The sequence below is a fragment of the Phyllobacterium phragmitis genome (assembly GCF_002980495.1).
Classification (GTDB): Bacteria; Pseudomonadota; Alphaproteobacteria; order Rhizobiales; family Rhizobiaceae; genus Paramesorhizobium; species Paramesorhizobium phragmitis.
The window spans coordinates 87,700-102,407 of sequence record NZ_PVBR01000020.1 but is presented as its reverse complement, the minus strand read 5'-3'; the positions used below and the strand labels follow the sequence as shown (position 1 = coordinate 102,407).

The window sequence follows — 14,708 nt, the reverse complement described above, 5'->3', positions numbered from 1 at the left end:
CTTGATCCGTTCCCATTGATCATCCCGAAGAACATCGCAATCCATCACTGACCTCCAAAAGTCAGTGTTGAATCTGATTTGCCGGAATTTTGGAATCCCAAAACCTTAAATCGTCACTACGACCTAGAGTAGGTCTTGTTTTGGTGGAATCACCGCCCTTCACCCTCGTGGTTCGAGGCTCCCCTTCGAGGCTCCCCTTCGACAGGCTCAGGGTCGCACCTCAGGATGAGGGCTACTTCAGCGTTGCCGACCCTTCACCCTCATGGTGAGGTGCGACCCTGAGCCTGTCGAAGGGGAGCCTCGAAGGACGAGGGTGAAGGGCGCACCATGATTTCCGTCACTCCCTCAACCCAACCCCCTGCATCAGCCGCCGGGTCGAGAAATCCGGCTGGCCGGAGGTGAAGATGGCGATGTCGTCGCCATGTTCCGGCTGCGCGCCGCTGCTTGCCAGAAGTGAGTGCGCTCGCCGCGCGATCGCCTCCGCCGGATCGAGCCAATCGACCGGCCAGGGCGCAAGCCGGCGGAAGACATTGGCCATGAAGGGGTAATGCGTGCAGGCAAGCACGACGATATCAGTGCGCCCGCCATCCGTTTCGATGAAGCATGGCGCGATTTCGGCGCGGACCGCCTCGTCGTCCACATCGTCGCCCCTGATATGCGCCTCCGCCATGCGGGCGAGATTTTCGCTGCCGACGAGACGGACATGGCATTGCGTGGCAAATGACAGGATCAGGTCGCGGGTATAGGCGCGCTTGACCGTGCCGGGCGTCGCCAGCACCGAGACGAGGCCGGAGCGCGTGCGTTCCGCAGCCGGCTTGATCGCCGGTACGGTGCCGACAAAGGGCGTCGCGGGATAGGCGCGGCGCAGATCGTCGAGCACCAGCGTCGAGGCCGTATTGCAGGCGATAACGACGATTTCCGGATCATGCTCGGCGAGAAAACCGCCGAAAAGCGTGACGATGCGGCGCGTGAGCGCCTCCTCGTCCCAGCCGCCATAGGGAAAACCGGCATCATCGGCGATATAGACGAAGCGGCGGTCCGGCATCAGCACCCGCGCCTCGCGCAAGACGGTCAATCCGCCGATGCCGCTGTCGAAAACCAGGATGGGACGATCCGGCGCGGCATCGGCCGCCAGGCCTTCAAGAGGCGCAGCCGCGATCTGCCCCACCGGTTCCTCCAGCTTCATTCCTGCGCGTCCTCACTGTTTTTCGCCTTTTTCGCGGCTGCCGCCGATTTCGGCCTTTCGCGGCCTTCAGGCGCGCCGGAACCGCGCGGATGCTTGCGCGTGAAATAATCGAGCGAGGTGACGATGCCGCGCAAAAGCCTCACCTCGGCTTCCGCGAAGCCGGCACGGGTCAGGACGGAGCGCAGATTGTGAACCATGATCTCCTTGCGCGCCGCGGGGCGAAAATAGCCGCGGACATCCAAAGCTTCCTCCAGATGATTGAAGAAACCGTGAAGCGTCTCCTTGCGCGCCGGCTCCATTTCCGGGCCGCGAAATGCGGTATCGGTATCGCTCTCCATGCCCGATTTCATCCATTCATAGGACATCAGCAGCACGGCTTGCGCGATATTGAGCGAGGCGAAGGCCGGATTGACCGGGAACGTCACCAGTTCATCGGCAAGGCTCACCTCCTCATTGCTGAGGCCGAAGCGCTCGCGCCCGAACAGGATGCCGGTCTTCTGCCCCGCCGTGAAACGCTGGCGCAACGCCCTGCCCGCTTCCACCGGCCCCGCCACCTTCTTGAAACCATCGCGCTCGCGCGCCGTGGTGGCGAAGACGAAATTGAGATCCTGCACCGCCGAGGCGAGATCGTCATAAACCTTGGCGCCATCGATCACATGATCCGCCTTGCTCGCCGCCGCCCGCGCCTTCTCGTTGGGAAATTCCTCGCGCGGATTGACCAGGCGCAGTTCTGCCAGCCCGAAATTCGCCATGGCGCGCGCCACCATGCCGATATTTTCCGGCAATTGCGGCTCGACCAGGATGATGGCCGGGCCTTCGGCGATAAAAGGGCGATGTCTGTCTGTTCCGGCCATGATATTCTCAAGTCAGCGATTGGAATGCCGCACTCACTGGCACAATCACATCAAAAACTCAAAGAATTACGCATGGCGGGGGATTACGGCACGGCGTGTAGTAGCGGGATAACACCCCCGCGCCACGATCCTGTGCCAAGCTTCGATAAGGTTCATATCTGATCAGGGAGGTTGAGATGTCAGGAAAGCGCATTTTGATGATCTGCGGCGATTTCGGCGAGGACTATGAGACCATGGTGCCGTTCCAGACGCTGCTCGCGGTCGGGCATACCGTCCATGCCGTCTGCCCCGACAAGAAGGCCGGCGATACCATCGCCACCGCCATCCATGATTTCGAGGGCGACCAGACCTATTCGGAAAAGCGCGGGCACAATTTCACGCTCAACGCCAGCTTCGCCGACATCAAGCCCGAGAGCTACGACGCCCTGGTCATTCCCGGCGGACGCGCCCCGGAATATCTGCGGCTGAACGATAATGTCATCGCCATGGTCAGGCATTTCTTCGATGCCGACAAGCCCGTGGCCGCGGTCTGCCATGGCGCCCAGCTTCTCGCCGCCGCCAAGGTGTTGAAGAACCGCACCTGTTCCGCCTATCCAGCCTGCAAGCCCGAGGTCGAACTCGCCGGCGGCACTTACGCTGATATCCCCGTCGATCAGGCGATCACCGACGGCAATCTCGTCACCGCACCCGCATGGCCGGCCCATCCGGCATGGCTGTCGCAGTTCTTCGCCGTTCTCGGCACCGAGATCAGCCACGGCGCAAGCAACGTCCGGTCGGCCGCGTGAGCAGGGCAATCGCATATGGAATTGGTGCGACGACGCCTGCCCTTCCTTCTCCCCTTGTGGGAGAAGGTGGCCGGGCGAAGCGCGGTCGGATGAAGGGTAGATGCCGCGCATATTCGCTCGCCGCGTGAGAGTATCGGGTTGCAAAGAACAGGGCTTCGGGTGACACTGACCCTTGCAACATGGCTGGCCCATAACATGGCTGGGAGGATCCGATGTGCAAACTCTTCATCGGTGCTGATCCGGCACTCTGGCAAAGTGTCACCCGCTCCATGCGGATCGACGGCGTCGTCACCAGTGTCCGGCTCGAAAGCTTTTTCTGGTGGACGCTGGAGGATATCGCCGCACGCGACCGGCTGACGCTCAGCCAGCTGATCGGCCGTCTCTATAATGAATCGCTGCAGGAAGGCCACGATCTCGATAATTTCGCCTCGTTCCTGCGCGTCTGCTGCGGTCGTTATCTCGCTTTGCAGATCGATGGTTCGATCCCTGCGGACCGCGATACAACGATTGCCTCGCTCGACGCCGATGGTGTTTTGGCGCGGGAACAAGGCCGCTATGCGCCGAACAAGGAACGTCATTTCGGCCTGGCCGCGCACGGGCATTAGTTTCCGATAAACTGACTGTAATCGGCTAATTATCAACGCCTCCGCCCGCAGGAGCGCTCTCATAAAGGCGAAATCATCGCCCCCGTCATTCCTGTGCTTGTCACAGGAATCCATGCCTCGCCGTCCAACCCCGGACGCGGCAGCGCAGAAGCAGCATACCCACAACATCAACCTTCACACAGAAAAATGCCATAGAGCTTTGCCTTGGGCAGCGCCGGTGCTATAGGGGCGCGATCCACCAAGAAAGAGGCATTCTCCATGGCAAAGATCAAGGTTGCGAACCCGGTTGTCGAGCTCGACGGCGACGAGATGACCCGCATCATCTGGCAGTTCATCAAGGACAAGCTCATCCATCCCTATCTCGATATCGATCTGAAATATTACGATCTTTCGGTCGAGCATCGCGACGCCACCAACGATCAGATCACGATCGACGCCGCCAATGCCATCAAGGAGTATGGCGTCGGCGTCAAATGCGCGACGATCACCCCGGACGAGGGCCGCGTCGAGGAATTCAAGCTCAAGAAGATGTGGAAATCGCCCAACGGCACCATCCGCAACATCCTCGGCGGCGTCATCTTCCGCGAGCCGATCATCTGCCAGAACGTGCCGCGCCTGGTGCCCGGCTGGACCCAGCCGATCATCGTCGGCCGCCATGCCTTCGGCGACCAGTACCGCGCCACCGATTTCAAATTTCCTGGGAAGGGCAAGCTTTCCATCAAGTTCGTCGGCGATGATGGCGAGGTGATCGAGCACGAGGTCTATGACGCACCGGGATCGGGCGTGGCGATGGCCATGTACAATCTCGACGAATCGATCAAGGAATTCGCCCGCGCCTCGCTCAATTATGGCCTGCAGCGCGGCTACCCGGTCTATCTCTCGACCAAGAACACCATCCTTAAAGTCTATGACGGTCGCTTCAAGGATATCTTCCAGGAAGTCTACGAAGCCGAATTCAAGGCCGAATTCGACAAGAAGAAGATCTGGTACGAACATCGCCTGATCGACGACATGGTCGCCTCGGCGCTCAAATGGTCCGGCGGCTATGTCTGGGCCTGCAAGAACTACGATGGCGACGTGCAGTCGGATATCGTGGCGCAGGGCTTCGGCTCGCTCGGCCTGATGACTTCGGTGCTGATGACGCCTGACGGCAAGACCGTCGAGGCGGAAGCGGCGCATGGTACCGTCACCCGCCATTACCGCCAGCACCAGAAGGGTGAGGAAACATCGACCAATTCGATCGCCTCGATCTTCGCCTGGACGCGCGGCCTCGCACACCGCGCCAAGCTCGACGACAATGCCGAGTTGAAGCGCTTCGCCGATACGCTGGAGAAGGTCTGCATCGATACGGTGGAATCGGGCTTCATGACCAAGGATCTGGCGCTCCTGATCGGCCCGGATCAGCCCTGGCTCTCAACCACCGGCTTCCTCGACAAGATCGACGAGAACCTGCAGAAGGCGATGGCGGCTTAAAGTTTAATTGAAACGCTGACAGGACAAGCCTTCCTGTCCAGTCGTCATTCTCGGGCTTGTCCCGAGAATCTGCCATAAGAAGAAGGTAAATCATTACCGTTCTGACGGACTCTAAAGCAATTCAATTTCATGAAAACCCGGCCTCTTGAGGCCGGGTTTTCTTTTGGATGAAATGGGAGCATCCTGCCATGAATTCTAAGGAGGATGCCAAATGACTGAACTCACCCTCTACACCAATCCGATGTCGCGCGGCCGCATCGCCCGCTGGATGCTGGAAGAAATCGGCGAGCCCTACGATGTAGAAATCCTCGATTTCGGCCCGCCGATGAAAAACGATCAATATTGCGCGATCAATCCCATGGGCAAGGTTCCCGCGCTGCGTCACGGCGGGCATATCGTCACCGAAGCCGCCGCCATCTGCGCTTATATGGCCGAGACCTTCCCCCAGGCAGGACTGGCGCCTCGCCCCGACGAGCGCGCCGATTATTTCCGCTGGATGTTCTTTACGGCAGGCCCGGTCGAGGCAGCGCTGACCAACCATGCGCTTGGCCTCGAACCACCCGAGGACAAGAGCGGCATGGTCGGCTACGGAAGTTATGCCTCCGTCGTCGATGCCCTGGAAAAGGCCGTATCGGCACATCCCTATATCGCCGGCGAGCGCTTCACCGCGGCCGATGTCTATGTCGGTTCGCATGTGTCCTGGGGCACAAGTTTCGGCACACTCGAATCACGTCCCGCCTTCACGGCCTATTGGGAGCGCCTGAAGGACCGCGAGGCCCTGAACCGCGCCTTTCAATTGGACGACGCCGCTGCGGAGAACATGAAAAAGGCGACGGCTTGATCGGCAACAACGACGATTAGTACCCTACTCGATTGAAAACGCCGAGCGGAAGGCCTGCGCGCCGCTGGGCGTAAAGGAAATGACGCGTCCCTCAAACCGCCGCGCCCAGCCTCGCGCAATGAAACTCTCCAGAAGTGCTGCCCCCAGCGCGCCGCCCAGATGATTGCGCCGCTCGCTCCAGTCGAGACAGGCCCGGCACAGCGGGCGCTTGCCCTTCTCCAGCCTGTCGATATCGAGACCCAGGCCGGTAAAGAAATCACGGCCCTTATCCGTCAGCGCGATATCCGCATCCTCGGCAACGAGGTGGAGCCTGCGCGCCGCGTCGAGCATTTCGACGCCGCGTTCTCCCGCCAGATGGTCATAGCAGATCCGCGCCGTACGCAGCGCCTGATCCTTCGGCCCCGTCCGCACCCGCACCGCGCCGGTGCGTTGCGCAAGGCCCATTAGCCCCTCCAGCACCTCCGCCACATCCGGTCCCGACAGGCGGAAATAGCGATGCCGCCCCTGCTTTTCCATGAGGGTGAGATTGGCTGCGCTGAGCTTGGCGAGATGTCCGCTCGCCGTCTGCAGGGTGACGCCGGCCACCCCGGCGAGCTCGCTCACCGTCAGCGCGCGCCCATCCATGAGCGCGGTGAGCATGTTCGCCCGCGCCGGATCGCCAAGCAGCGCCGCGATATTCGCAATGACAGGACCGTCTTTCATAGTTCGACGTTAACCGAAGCATGAACGGAGTTCAAGCGCTAGATATTGGCTACCGAAACGCAAGGAGCGTACCATGATCACCTGTTTCATCCGCTACGAGGTCGACCCGTTCAAGCGAGAGGCTTTTGCTGAATATGCCCGCAATTGGGGCCAGGCGATTCCCCGCTGCGGCGCGGATCTGATCGGTTATTTCGGGCCGCATGAAGGCTCGGCCACGACCGCCTATGGCGTCTACAACATCGAAAACCTGGCCGCCTACGAAGCCTATCGCGCAAGACTGGTCGATGATCCGCTGGGGCGCGCCAATTATGAATTTGCCCGCAAGGAACGGTTCATCCTGAAGGAGGACAGGCTATTCCTGAAGCTCGTCTCGGGCCCGCACGCGGAGCTTGTTCGGTCATGATTGCGGTGATTTTTGAAGTCTGGCCCGCCGACGAAACGCGCCGGGCGCAATATCTCGACATCGCCGCCGAACTGCGCGGAGAATTGCTTGGAATAGACGGCTTCTTGTCCATCGAACGGTTCCAGAGCTTGCATGAACCGGGAAAGCTCCTGTCGCTTTCGTTCTGGCGCGATGAAGAGGCGGTGAAACAATGGCGCAACCTCCCCGCGCACCGCATCGCCCAGGCAAAAGGCCGTGGCAGCGTCTTCGAAAACTACCAGCTGCGTATCGCCGGTGTTCTGCGCGACTACGGCCTTGATGATCGCGACCAGGCGCCGGACGATAGCAGGGCGGCTCACGGTTAGGCAGTTCACCGTCGAGGAAATGGAGATGGCGAGGCAGGATTCCTGTGACAAGCACAGGCCCGGGCACAGGAATGACGGAAGTGGTGATGATTTCGCCCTGACGAGAACCATTCTGTAAGTGGAGACGCTGGCAATTGGCCATCAACAGCCAAGCTGCCGTCATTCCTGTGCTTGTCACAGGTTGCCATGCCTCAGCGATGCCGCAACCGCCACAGTGAAAATAGAGCCACCGCTTTCATCTGAAAGTAAACCACTCCACCGAAAACAGGCCGGATCACCCCGGCCTGTTCAATCCCTTATTCCCTTGCGGCTCAGCCCAGCAGAGCCTTGACCGCCGCGATCGCCTCCGGCGCCTTTGCGCCTTCCGGACCGCCTGCCTGCGCCATGTCAGGGCGGCCGCCGCCGCCCGCACCGCCAAGAGCGGCGGAGGCGGCGCGGACGAGATCGACGGCGCTGATGCGCGGCGTCAGATCGTCGGTGACGCCGACGACGGCGCTCGCCTTGCCATCCTCGCCGACGCCGATGAACGCGACCACGCCGGATCCGAGCGCCTTTTTACCCTCGTCGGCAAGCGGCTTCAGGTCACGCGGCGAAACGCCTGTGACCACCTTGCCGATGAAATTCACGCCGCTGACGGTTTCGTTTTGGGCCGCGGTCTGCTCTCCGCCGCCGCCGAGCGCCAGCTTCTTGCGCGCCTCGGTCAATTCGCGTTCGAGCCTGCGGCGCTCCTCCATCAGGCTCGTCACGCGATCGATCGTCTCGGCAGGCGTCGTCTTCAACACGCCGGCCAGCGCCTTGATCCGCTCGTCCTGCTCTTCCAGATAATGCCGTGCCGCCTCGCCGGTCAGCGCCTCGATGCGGCGCACGCCGGCGGCAACCGCACCTTCGGAGATGACCCGGATCAGCCCGATATCGCCGGTCCGGCGCACATGCGTGCCGCCGCAAAGCTCGGTGGAATAAATCTTGCCCGCCTTCGGCCCCTGCGTCGCCGTGCCCATCGACACGACACGCACCTCATCGCCGTATTTTTCGCCAAAAAGCGCCATGGCGCCCTCGGCAATGGCGTCGTCGACAGCCATCAGCCGCGTCGTCACGGCTGAGTTCTGCAGCACGATCTCGTTGGCGATATCCTCGATCTGCTTCAATTCTCCAGCCGAAATCGGCTTTGGATGCGAGAAATCGAAGCGCAGCCGATCAGGTGCCACGAGCGAGCCCTTCTGCGCCACATGGAGCCCAAGCGTCTCGCGCAGCGCCTCGTGCAGAAGATGCGTCGCGGAATGATTGGAACGGATGCGGGTGCGCCGCGATGCGTCGACGGCAAGCTCCACCACCGCACCTGTCTTTGCCTCACCCCGCGTCACGCGGCCGATATGGACGAAAACGCCGTCGCCCTTCTTCTGCGTATCGGAGATTTCAATAGTGAAATCCTCAGCCGAAATCGTTCCCGCATCGCCCTGCTGACCGCCGGATTCGCCGTAAAACGGCGTCTGGTTGACAACGACGGCAACCGTCTCGCCTTCCGCGACGCTCTCGACGACGGCACCGTCGCGCACCAGCGCCGTGATGATGCCCTCGGCCTTTTCCGTCTCATAGCCGAGGAACTCCGTTGCGCCTGATTTGTCGCGCACCGAAAACCACACGGTTTCCGTCGCGGCATCGCCGGAACCGGCCCAACTGGCGCGCGCCTCCGCCTTCTGGCGCTCCATGGCCGCGTTGAACCCTTCCATGTCGACGCCGATGCCGCGCTGGCGCAGCGCATCCTGCGTCAGATCAAGCGGGAAACCATAGGTGTCATAGAGCTTGAAGGCGGTTTCGCCGTCAAGACGACCGCCCTCGCTCAAATTTTCGGTCGCCTCGCCAAGCAGCCCGAGCCCGCGATCCAACGTCTTGCGAAAGCGCGTTTCCTCAAGCTTCAGCGTCTCGGAAATCAGCGCTTCGGCGCGGATCAGCTCGGGATAAGCCTGCCCCATCTCGCGGATCAGCGTCGGCAACAGCCGCCACATCAGCGGTTCGCGGGCACCGAGGAGCTCTGCATGGCGCATGGCGCGGCGCATGATGCGACGCAGCACATAGCCCCGCCCCTCATTCGACGGCAGCACGCCATCGGCGATCAGAAAGCTCGATGCGCGTAAGTGATCGGCGATGACCCGGTGGCTCGCACGGTTCTTGCCCTCGGCCTTGACGCCCGTCGCCTCCTCCGACGCGCGGATCAGCGCGCGGAACAGATCGATGTCGTAATTGTCATGAACGCCCTGCAGCACGGCGGCGATGCGCTCCAGCCCCATGCCGGTATCGATCGACGGACGCGGCAGCGCGACGCGCTCCTCCTTCGTCAGCTGCTCGAACTGCATGAAGACGAGGTTCCATATCTCGATGAAGCGGTCGCCATCCTCATCCGCGCTGCCGGGAGGACCGCCCCAGATATCGGCCCCATGATCATAGAAGATTTCCGAACACGGGCCGCACGGGCCGGTATCGCCCATCGCCCAGAAATTATCGCTGGTCGCAATACGGATGATGCGGTCGTCGGACAAGCCCGCAATCTTCTTCCAGAAATTGGCCGCGTCATCATCGGTGTGGTAAACGGTGACGAGCAGCTTGTCCTTCGGCAGGCCGAACTCTCTGGTGAGCAGGTTCCAGGCGAAGCCGATCGCTTCTTCCTTGAAATAATCGCCGAAGGAGAAATTGCCGAGCATCTCGAAGAAGGTGTGGTGGCGTGCGGTGTAGCCGACATTGTCGAGGTCGTTGTGCTTGCCGCCGGCGCGCACGCATTTCTGCGAGGTCGTCGCTCTGGCGTAGGGCCGCGGCTCCAGTCCGGTGAAAACATTCTTGAACTGCACCATGCCGGCATTGGTGAACATCAACGTCGGATCATTGCGCGGCACGAGCGGGCTCGACGGCACGATCTCATGCCCGTTCTTCCTGAAATACTCGAGAAATGTCGACCGTATCTCGTTGACGCCACTCATACTCTATACCTTTTGGCCCTGAACCTCTGGGACGTCCGCCTTGCCGGGCCTCCGCCGCTTGGCTGGCTTCGCCTTCCGAAATGATCTGCGCCCGGATAGTGCGCTGGCCAGTTCCATGCCTGGGCAACAAGTCTGTGCTTCGGCAAATTTGGGCAGCGCGCCCGGACCGCCCGCTTTTAGCGATGCCGCGCACCCCTGTCCAGATAATCCGGCAGCCGAAAAGCAGTGGAAGGATATCCCCTGGAATGCTCCGGGCTGCCCCAGGGCTTACTCCCAAGGCTACAAAGCAAAAGCCCGCGCTACCGCCTTCGCAATGAAGGGAAAACGCGGGCCCGCATTATGGAAAGTCCCTGGACTTAACGCCTGTTCCTACATTTCCGCCGTGTCGGCACCATCATCGTCATCCGCCCCGCCGGGACGAGCCTCATCGAGAAGCTGCTCGGCGATGAGGCCGGCGTTCTGGCGCAGCGTCAGCTCGATCTCGCGCGCCACTTCCGGATTGTCCCTGAGGAACAGCTTGGCATTATCACGCCCCTGCCCCAGACGCTGCGAATTATAGGAGAACCATGAGCCCGATTTCTCGACCACACCAGCCTTGACGCCAAGATCGACCAACTCGCCCATCTTGGAGACGCCGGCGCCATACATGATGTCGAACTCCACCTGCTTGAAGGGCGGTGCGAGCTTGTTTTTGACAACCTTTACCCGAGTTTGATTCCCCACCACCTCGTCGCGCTCCTTGACGGCGCCGATGCGGCGGATGTCGAGGCGGACGGAGGCATAGAATTTCAGTGCATTGCCGCCCGTCGTCGTCTCCGGCGAACCGAACATGACGCCGATCTTCATGCGGATCTGGTTGATGAAGACGACCATGCAGTTGGAACGCGAGATGGATGCGGTCAGCTTGCGCAGCGCCTGGCTCATCAGGCGGGCCTGCAGACCAGGCAGGGAATCGCCCATCTCGCCCTCGATTTCAGCACGCGGCGTCAGCGCCGCGACGGAATCGATCACCAGCACATCGATTGCGCCGGAACGCACCAGCGTATCGGTAATCTCCAACGCCTGCTCGCCCGTGTCGGGCTGCGAGATCAGAAGATTTTCCAGATCCACGCCAAGCTTGCGGGCATAGACGGGATCGAGCGCATGCTCCGCATCGACGAAGGCGCAGATACCGCCCTTCTTCTGCGCTTCGGCGATCGTATGCAGCGCCAGCGTCGTCTTGCCCGAGCTTTCCGGACCATAGATTTCGATGATGCGCCCCTTGGGCAGACCGCCCACACCAAGCGCGATATCGAGAGAAAGCGATCCGGTCGAAACCGTTTCTATTTCAACCACCTGCTCGTTCTGACCGAGCCGCATGATCGAACCCTTGCCGAACGCCCGCTCAATCTGAGACAGCGCCGCGTCCAGAGCCTTAGTCTTATCCACTGAATTATCCTCAACAAGTCGCAACGAATTCTGAGACATGTTACACTACCCCTGTGTGGTGCATGAAGCCCGGACAACCCGTTCTTGAAAACTATTTGTATCTGTTTTGTTCTCAGTTGGCAAGGCCTGCAACTGATTGAAAATCATGGATATTACAAAAATGTTCATTATATGTTCCCGCTTTGGCGGTTGATCGCGTGTTACAAAAAAGATCGTCGGTATACGATTTCGACCCGGCATCGCGTCGCACGATTCGGTAACGGCGGCGACAGGTAGCGTGGGCGCCCCTCCCGATCAGGCCCTGCCGATCCGTTCACGACAGGCAATAAAAAAGCGCGGCCTCTGGAGACCGCGCTTCATTCGTGCCGTATCAGGCAGCTTTATCCCCGGGTCAATTCTACGGATTTATCCCAGGGTAAATTCTCCGGATTTATCCCCGGGTAAATTCTACTCTACGGATTTATCCCTGGGTAAGCGGCGAAATCTGGATCTCGACGCGGCGGTTCTGCGCGCGGCCGGCTTCCGTGGCATTGGTGGCGACGGGCTGCGTCGCGCCATAGCCGATGACGGCGAAGCGGCGCTGGTCGATGCCCTGGCTGCCCAGATAATTGGCGACGGACTGGGCGCGGCGCTGCGAAAGCTGCTGGTTGTAGCTGGCGCTGCCGGTCGAATCGGTATGGCCGTAGACGTCGACGAGCGACTGGTTGAACTTGCGCAATACGATCGCAACGGAATTGAGCGTCGCGTAGAACTGGCTCTTCACCGCGTCCTGATCGGTATCGAAAGTGATGTTCGACGGCATGTTCAAGATGATCTGGTCGCCATTGCGGGTGACCGAAACGCCGGTGCCCTGAAGCTGCGCCCGCAGCTCCGATTCCTGGCGGTCCATATAATTGCCGATGGCGCCGCCGCCCAGTGCGCCGATGCCTGCGCCGATCAGCACGGCATTGCGCTGCGCACGGCTCGATCCGCCGACGGCCAGACCGCCCAGCGCGCCGACGGCGGCACCGATGGCCGCGCCGCCAGCCGTATTCGACACCTTCTGCTGCCCGGTATAGGGATCGGTCGTGCAGCCTGCGAGAAACGTCGCCGCCAGGGCAGCAATGGAAAACTTCTTGATCATGAGATGGTCCCCGGTTGGAGTGCGTCGCGAATGATAATTGCGATTGCGGCAATATGGTGAAGATTTCGTATACGGCGTCATCGCCCGAACCGCAACCACACCCGTTGAGCAACATTGCTCGACCTCTGGCCAAGGATGCAATGACTGGCTATCGTCCACACGAATATACGGTGCAGAGGAGAATCAGATGCCGGCAGACGAGAAGCCAGTAGCGGTGATCACGGGCGGCGGGCGCGGCATGGGCGCCGCAATTGCCAGGGAATTGGGCGAACGGGGCTATCGCCTGGCTCTGATGTCGCCGTCGGGAAGCGCCGTCGAACTGGCGGACGAGCTTGGCGGCGTCGGCATCAAGGGATCGGCGCAAAATTTGACCGACCTCGAGGCGCTGGTGGATTTGGCGGTGAGCCGCTACGGCCGCATCGATGCCGTGGTCAATCATACGGGGCATCCGCCGAAGGGCGATCTCCTCGACATCACCGACGAGAGCTGGGTTCTCGGCAACGAGATGATGATTCTGCACCTGGTGCGCATGGCGCGCCTGGTGACGCCGCTGATGCTCAGCCAGGGCAAGGGCGCCTGGGTCAACATCACCACCTTCGCGGCCTTCGAACCAACGCTGAAATTTCCCGTCTCCTGCGCCTATCGCGCCGCCGTCGGCGCTTATACCAAACTCTATGCGGACCGCTACGGCGCCAACAATATCCGCATGAACGCCCTCCTCCCCGGCTATATCGACAGTCTCGACCACAAGCAGGAGACGGCGGATGCGGTGCCGATGAAGCGCGTTGGAACGGTCGAGGAAATCGCCAAGACGGCGGCCTTCCTGCTCTGCGACGATGCGGGCTACATCACCGGCCAGAACATCCGCGTCGACGGCGGCATCACGCGGCACGTCTGAGCGCTGGAGCCTCGTTTCCGCCGTAGCGGCCGCGGCATCGTCGAGGCGTGGCAACTGTGACGAGCACAGGAATCCTCGCCCGCTCCACCGCAGCAGTCATGCAGAATGGCGTAACATCAGGGATTCCATCAAAACAGGAACCGCTCCACGTTCCCGCCCGGAGCCGCGACGGCCGCATTGACGAATGATTTTCGGCCTGATCGTCGCCCTTCACATCGATGGCCCTCGTCCTCGGCCGCCCGATCAGCCTCCCGTCACGCCGGAAGCCGAAGCTCAGCGTGACGGACGATCCCTTTGTATCGGGAGTCTGATCAAGGTTTCCGGTTCGCGCCCGCCTTCGGAGAACCCCAGCGCAGCCCATCCATGAGGAGCGACACCAGCCGGCGCGACCGGTCGCGCCAGTCAGGCGTATCGGGAGCCGAATAGATGCCCGAAAGCGCGTGCAGCACATCGGAGCTTTCGATGTCGCCGCGGATCGAACCATCCGCCACCGCGGCATCGACCAGACGGCGCAATGCGAGTGCGACCATGCCGGATACGTCGGCGAAGAGCTCCGAATTGCTCGTCAGCAGGATGCGCAGGCTGCTCGCCATGCCGCGCTTGGCCGCGATGTAATCGACGAAACGCTGCATCCATTCCGCTAACGCCGCATCCGGCGCATGCTGCCGTGCCAGATCGTCGGCCGCCGCACACAGCGCCTCGACCTCGCGGCGATAGACCATCTCGACAAGATGCTCCCGCGTCGGAAAATGCCGATAGAGCGTTCCGATCCCGACGCCGGCGCGCCGCGCGATATCTTCCAGGGAGGTATCCACCCCATGTTCGGCAAAAGCCGTCCTGGCGGTTTCGAGGAGCTTGTCACGATTGCGGCGGGCATCGGCCCGCAGGCGCTTTTCAGGCGCAACAGGCCGGGCCTCTTCGGAAATGGTCGGCGGCTTGGTCGTCAATAGTTGGCTCCAACAACAATTAGTGACTTGACCGCAAGCGGCAAGCGACTAGGATCAGAAACGGAGGCGCCTCCGATTTACATCGAAACACCTCGACTGTTAATCCAATCCGCAAGGGATCGAGTATGACATGTCTTTCGCGCTTGCAAG

At 61.1% G+C, this 14,708-nt stretch carries 14 protein-coding genes; 7 read left to right on the top strand and 7 right to left on the bottom strand.

The features are described 5' to 3' along the window. Positions 1-337 precede the first annotated feature (337 nt). Entirely contained in the window at positions 338-1,186 is an 849-nt protein-coding gene (gene murI / locus C5748_RS21700) for a glutamate racemase (protein WP_105744244.1), read from the bottom strand. Then, on the bottom strand, positions 1,183-2,040 hold the full coding sequence (locus C5748_RS21695; protein ID WP_105744242.1) for an RNA methyltransferase: 858 nt from the start codon (positions 2,038-2,040) through the stop codon (positions 1,183-1,185). The genes murI and C5748_RS21695 overlap by 4 nt, the downstream gene beginning before the upstream one ends. A gap of 176 nt (positions 2,041-2,216) precedes the next feature. On the opposite strand from C5748_RS21695, the gene C5748_RS21690 reads away from it, so the two are divergent. From C5748_RS21690 to C5748_RS21675, 4 genes are all read left to right on the top strand, one after another. Next, positions 2,217-2,825, top strand: a complete 609-nt coding sequence (locus tag C5748_RS21690) for a DJ-1/PfpI family protein (RefSeq protein WP_105744240.1) — start codon at positions 2,217-2,219, stop codon at positions 2,823-2,825. 212 nt (positions 2,826-3,037) lie between these two features. After that, the gene (locus tag C5748_RS21685; RefSeq protein WP_105744238.1) at positions 3,038-3,430 is read left to right on the top strand and encodes a ribbon-helix-helix domain-containing protein; all 393 of its coding nucleotides are present in this window, start codon (positions 3,038-3,040) and stop codon (positions 3,428-3,430) included. A 258-nt stretch (positions 3,431-3,688) separates the two neighbouring features. Beyond that, positions 3,689-4,903, top strand: a complete 1,215-nt coding sequence (locus tag C5748_RS21680) for an NADP-dependent isocitrate dehydrogenase (protein WP_105744236.1) — start codon at positions 3,689-3,691, stop codon at positions 4,901-4,903. 211 nt (positions 4,904-5,114) lie between these two features. After that, positions 5,115-5,744 (top strand): glutathione S-transferase family protein, encoded by a 630-nt coding sequence (locus C5748_RS21675; RefSeq protein WP_105744234.1) that lies wholly within the window; start codon positions 5,115-5,117, stop codon positions 5,742-5,744. A 24-nt stretch (positions 5,745-5,768) separates the two neighbouring features. Here the strand turns inward: C5748_RS21675 and C5748_RS21670 are convergent, their stop codons facing one another. Further along, positions 5,769-6,446, bottom strand: a complete 678-nt coding sequence (locus C5748_RS21670) for an ArsR/SmtB family transcription factor (RefSeq protein ID WP_105744232.1) — start codon at positions 6,444-6,446, stop codon at positions 5,769-5,771. A 73-nt stretch (positions 6,447-6,519) separates the two neighbouring features. Between C5748_RS21670 and C5748_RS21665 the strand changes: the two genes are divergently transcribed. Both C5748_RS21665 and C5748_RS21660 read left to right on the top strand, forming a co-directional pair. Beyond that, positions 6,520-6,849: an NIPSNAP family protein gene (locus C5748_RS21665; RefSeq protein ID WP_105744230.1), complete on the top strand. Its 330-nt coding sequence runs from the start codon at positions 6,520-6,522 to the stop codon at positions 6,847-6,849. After that, the gene (locus C5748_RS21660; protein ID WP_105744228.1) at positions 6,846-7,193 is read left to right on the top strand and encodes an antibiotic biosynthesis monooxygenase family protein; all 348 of its coding nucleotides are present in this window, start codon (positions 6,846-6,848) and stop codon (positions 7,191-7,193) included. The genes C5748_RS21665 and C5748_RS21660 overlap by 4 nt, the downstream gene beginning before the upstream one ends. A 311-nt stretch (positions 7,194-7,504) precedes the next feature. On the opposite strand, the gene alaS is transcribed toward C5748_RS21660, so the two are convergent. The 3 genes from alaS to C5748_RS21645 all read right to left on the bottom strand — a co-directional run bounded on the left by alaS (position 7,505) and on the right by C5748_RS21645 (position 12,713). Further along, positions 7,505-10,162, bottom strand: coding sequence for an alanine--tRNA ligase (gene alaS / locus C5748_RS21655; protein WP_105744226.1), 2,658 nt, complete (start codon positions 10,160-10,162; stop codon positions 7,505-7,507). Positions 10,163-10,531: 369 nt separating this feature from the next. Continuing rightward, complete coding sequence (gene recA, locus C5748_RS21650) at positions 10,532-11,629, bottom strand: recombinase RecA (protein WP_105744224.1); 1,098 nt, start codon at positions 11,627-11,629, stop codon at positions 10,532-10,534. A 421-nt stretch (positions 11,630-12,050) separates the two neighbouring features. Then, complete coding sequence (locus C5748_RS21645; protein WP_105744222.1) at positions 12,051-12,713, bottom strand: YiaD family glycine zipper/OmpA-like lipoprotein; 663 nt, start codon at positions 12,711-12,713, stop codon at positions 12,051-12,053. A 187-nt stretch (positions 12,714-12,900) separates the two neighbouring features. On the opposite strand from C5748_RS21645, the gene C5748_RS21640 reads away from it, so the two are divergent. Further along, positions 12,901-13,611: an SDR family oxidoreductase gene (locus C5748_RS21640; protein ID WP_105744220.1), complete on the top strand. Its 711-nt coding sequence runs from the start codon at positions 12,901-12,903 to the stop codon at positions 13,609-13,611. A 311-nt stretch (positions 13,612-13,922) separates the two neighbouring features. Here C5748_RS21640 and C5748_RS21635 read toward each other — a convergent pair whose 3' ends face one another. Further along, positions 13,923-14,558, bottom strand: coding sequence for a TetR/AcrR family transcriptional regulator (locus C5748_RS21635; RefSeq protein ID WP_105744218.1), 636 nt, complete (start codon positions 14,556-14,558; stop codon positions 13,923-13,925). Between the last annotated feature and the right edge of the window lie 150 nt (positions 14,559-14,708).

Bases quoted from the DNA above. Each gene is read 5' to 3' on its own strand.
- C5748_RS21670 (WP_105744232.1), bottom strand. From the start codon at position 6,446: ATGAAAGACGGTCCTGTCATTGCGAATATCGCGGCGCTGCTTGGCGAT.
- C5748_RS21690 (WP_105744240.1), top strand. From the start codon at position 2,217: ATGTCAGGAAAGCGCATTTTGATGATCTGCGGCGATTTCGGCGAGGAC.
- C5748_RS21660 (WP_105744228.1), top strand. From the start codon at position 6,846: ATGATTGCGGTGATTTTTGAAGTCTGGCCCGCCGACGAAACGCGCCGG.
- C5748_RS21645 (WP_105744222.1), bottom strand. From the start codon at position 12,713: ATGATCAAGAAGTTTTCCATTGCTGCCCTGGCGGCGACGTTTCTCGCA.
- C5748_RS21680 (WP_105744236.1), top strand. From the start codon at position 3,689: ATGGCAAAGATCAAGGTTGCGAACCCGGTTGTCGAGCTCGACGGCGAC.
- alaS (WP_105744226.1), bottom strand. From the start codon at position 10,162: ATGAGTGGCGTCAACGAGATACGGTCGACATTTCTCGAGTATTTCAGG.
- C5748_RS21675 (WP_105744234.1), top strand. From the start codon at position 5,115: ATGACTGAACTCACCCTCTACACCAATCCGATGTCGCGCGGCCGCATC.
- murI (WP_105744244.1), bottom strand. From the start codon at position 1,186: ATGAAGCTGGAGGAACCGGTGGGGCAGATCGCGGCTGCGCCTCTTGAA.
- C5748_RS21695 (WP_105744242.1), bottom strand. From the start codon at position 2,040: ATGGCCGGAACAGACAGACATCGCCCTTTTATCGCCGAAGGCCCGGCC.
- C5748_RS21665 (WP_105744230.1), top strand. From the start codon at position 6,520: ATGATCACCTGTTTCATCCGCTACGAGGTCGACCCGTTCAAGCGAGAG.
- C5748_RS21640 (WP_105744220.1), top strand. From the start codon at position 12,901: ATGCCGGCAGACGAGAAGCCAGTAGCGGTGATCACGGGCGGCGGGCGC.
- recA (WP_105744224.1), bottom strand. From the start codon at position 11,629: ATGTCTCAGAATTCGTTGCGACTTGTTGAGGATAATTCAGTGGATAAG.
- C5748_RS21685 (WP_105744238.1), top strand. From the start codon at position 3,038: ATGTGCAAACTCTTCATCGGTGCTGATCCGGCACTCTGGCAAAGTGTC.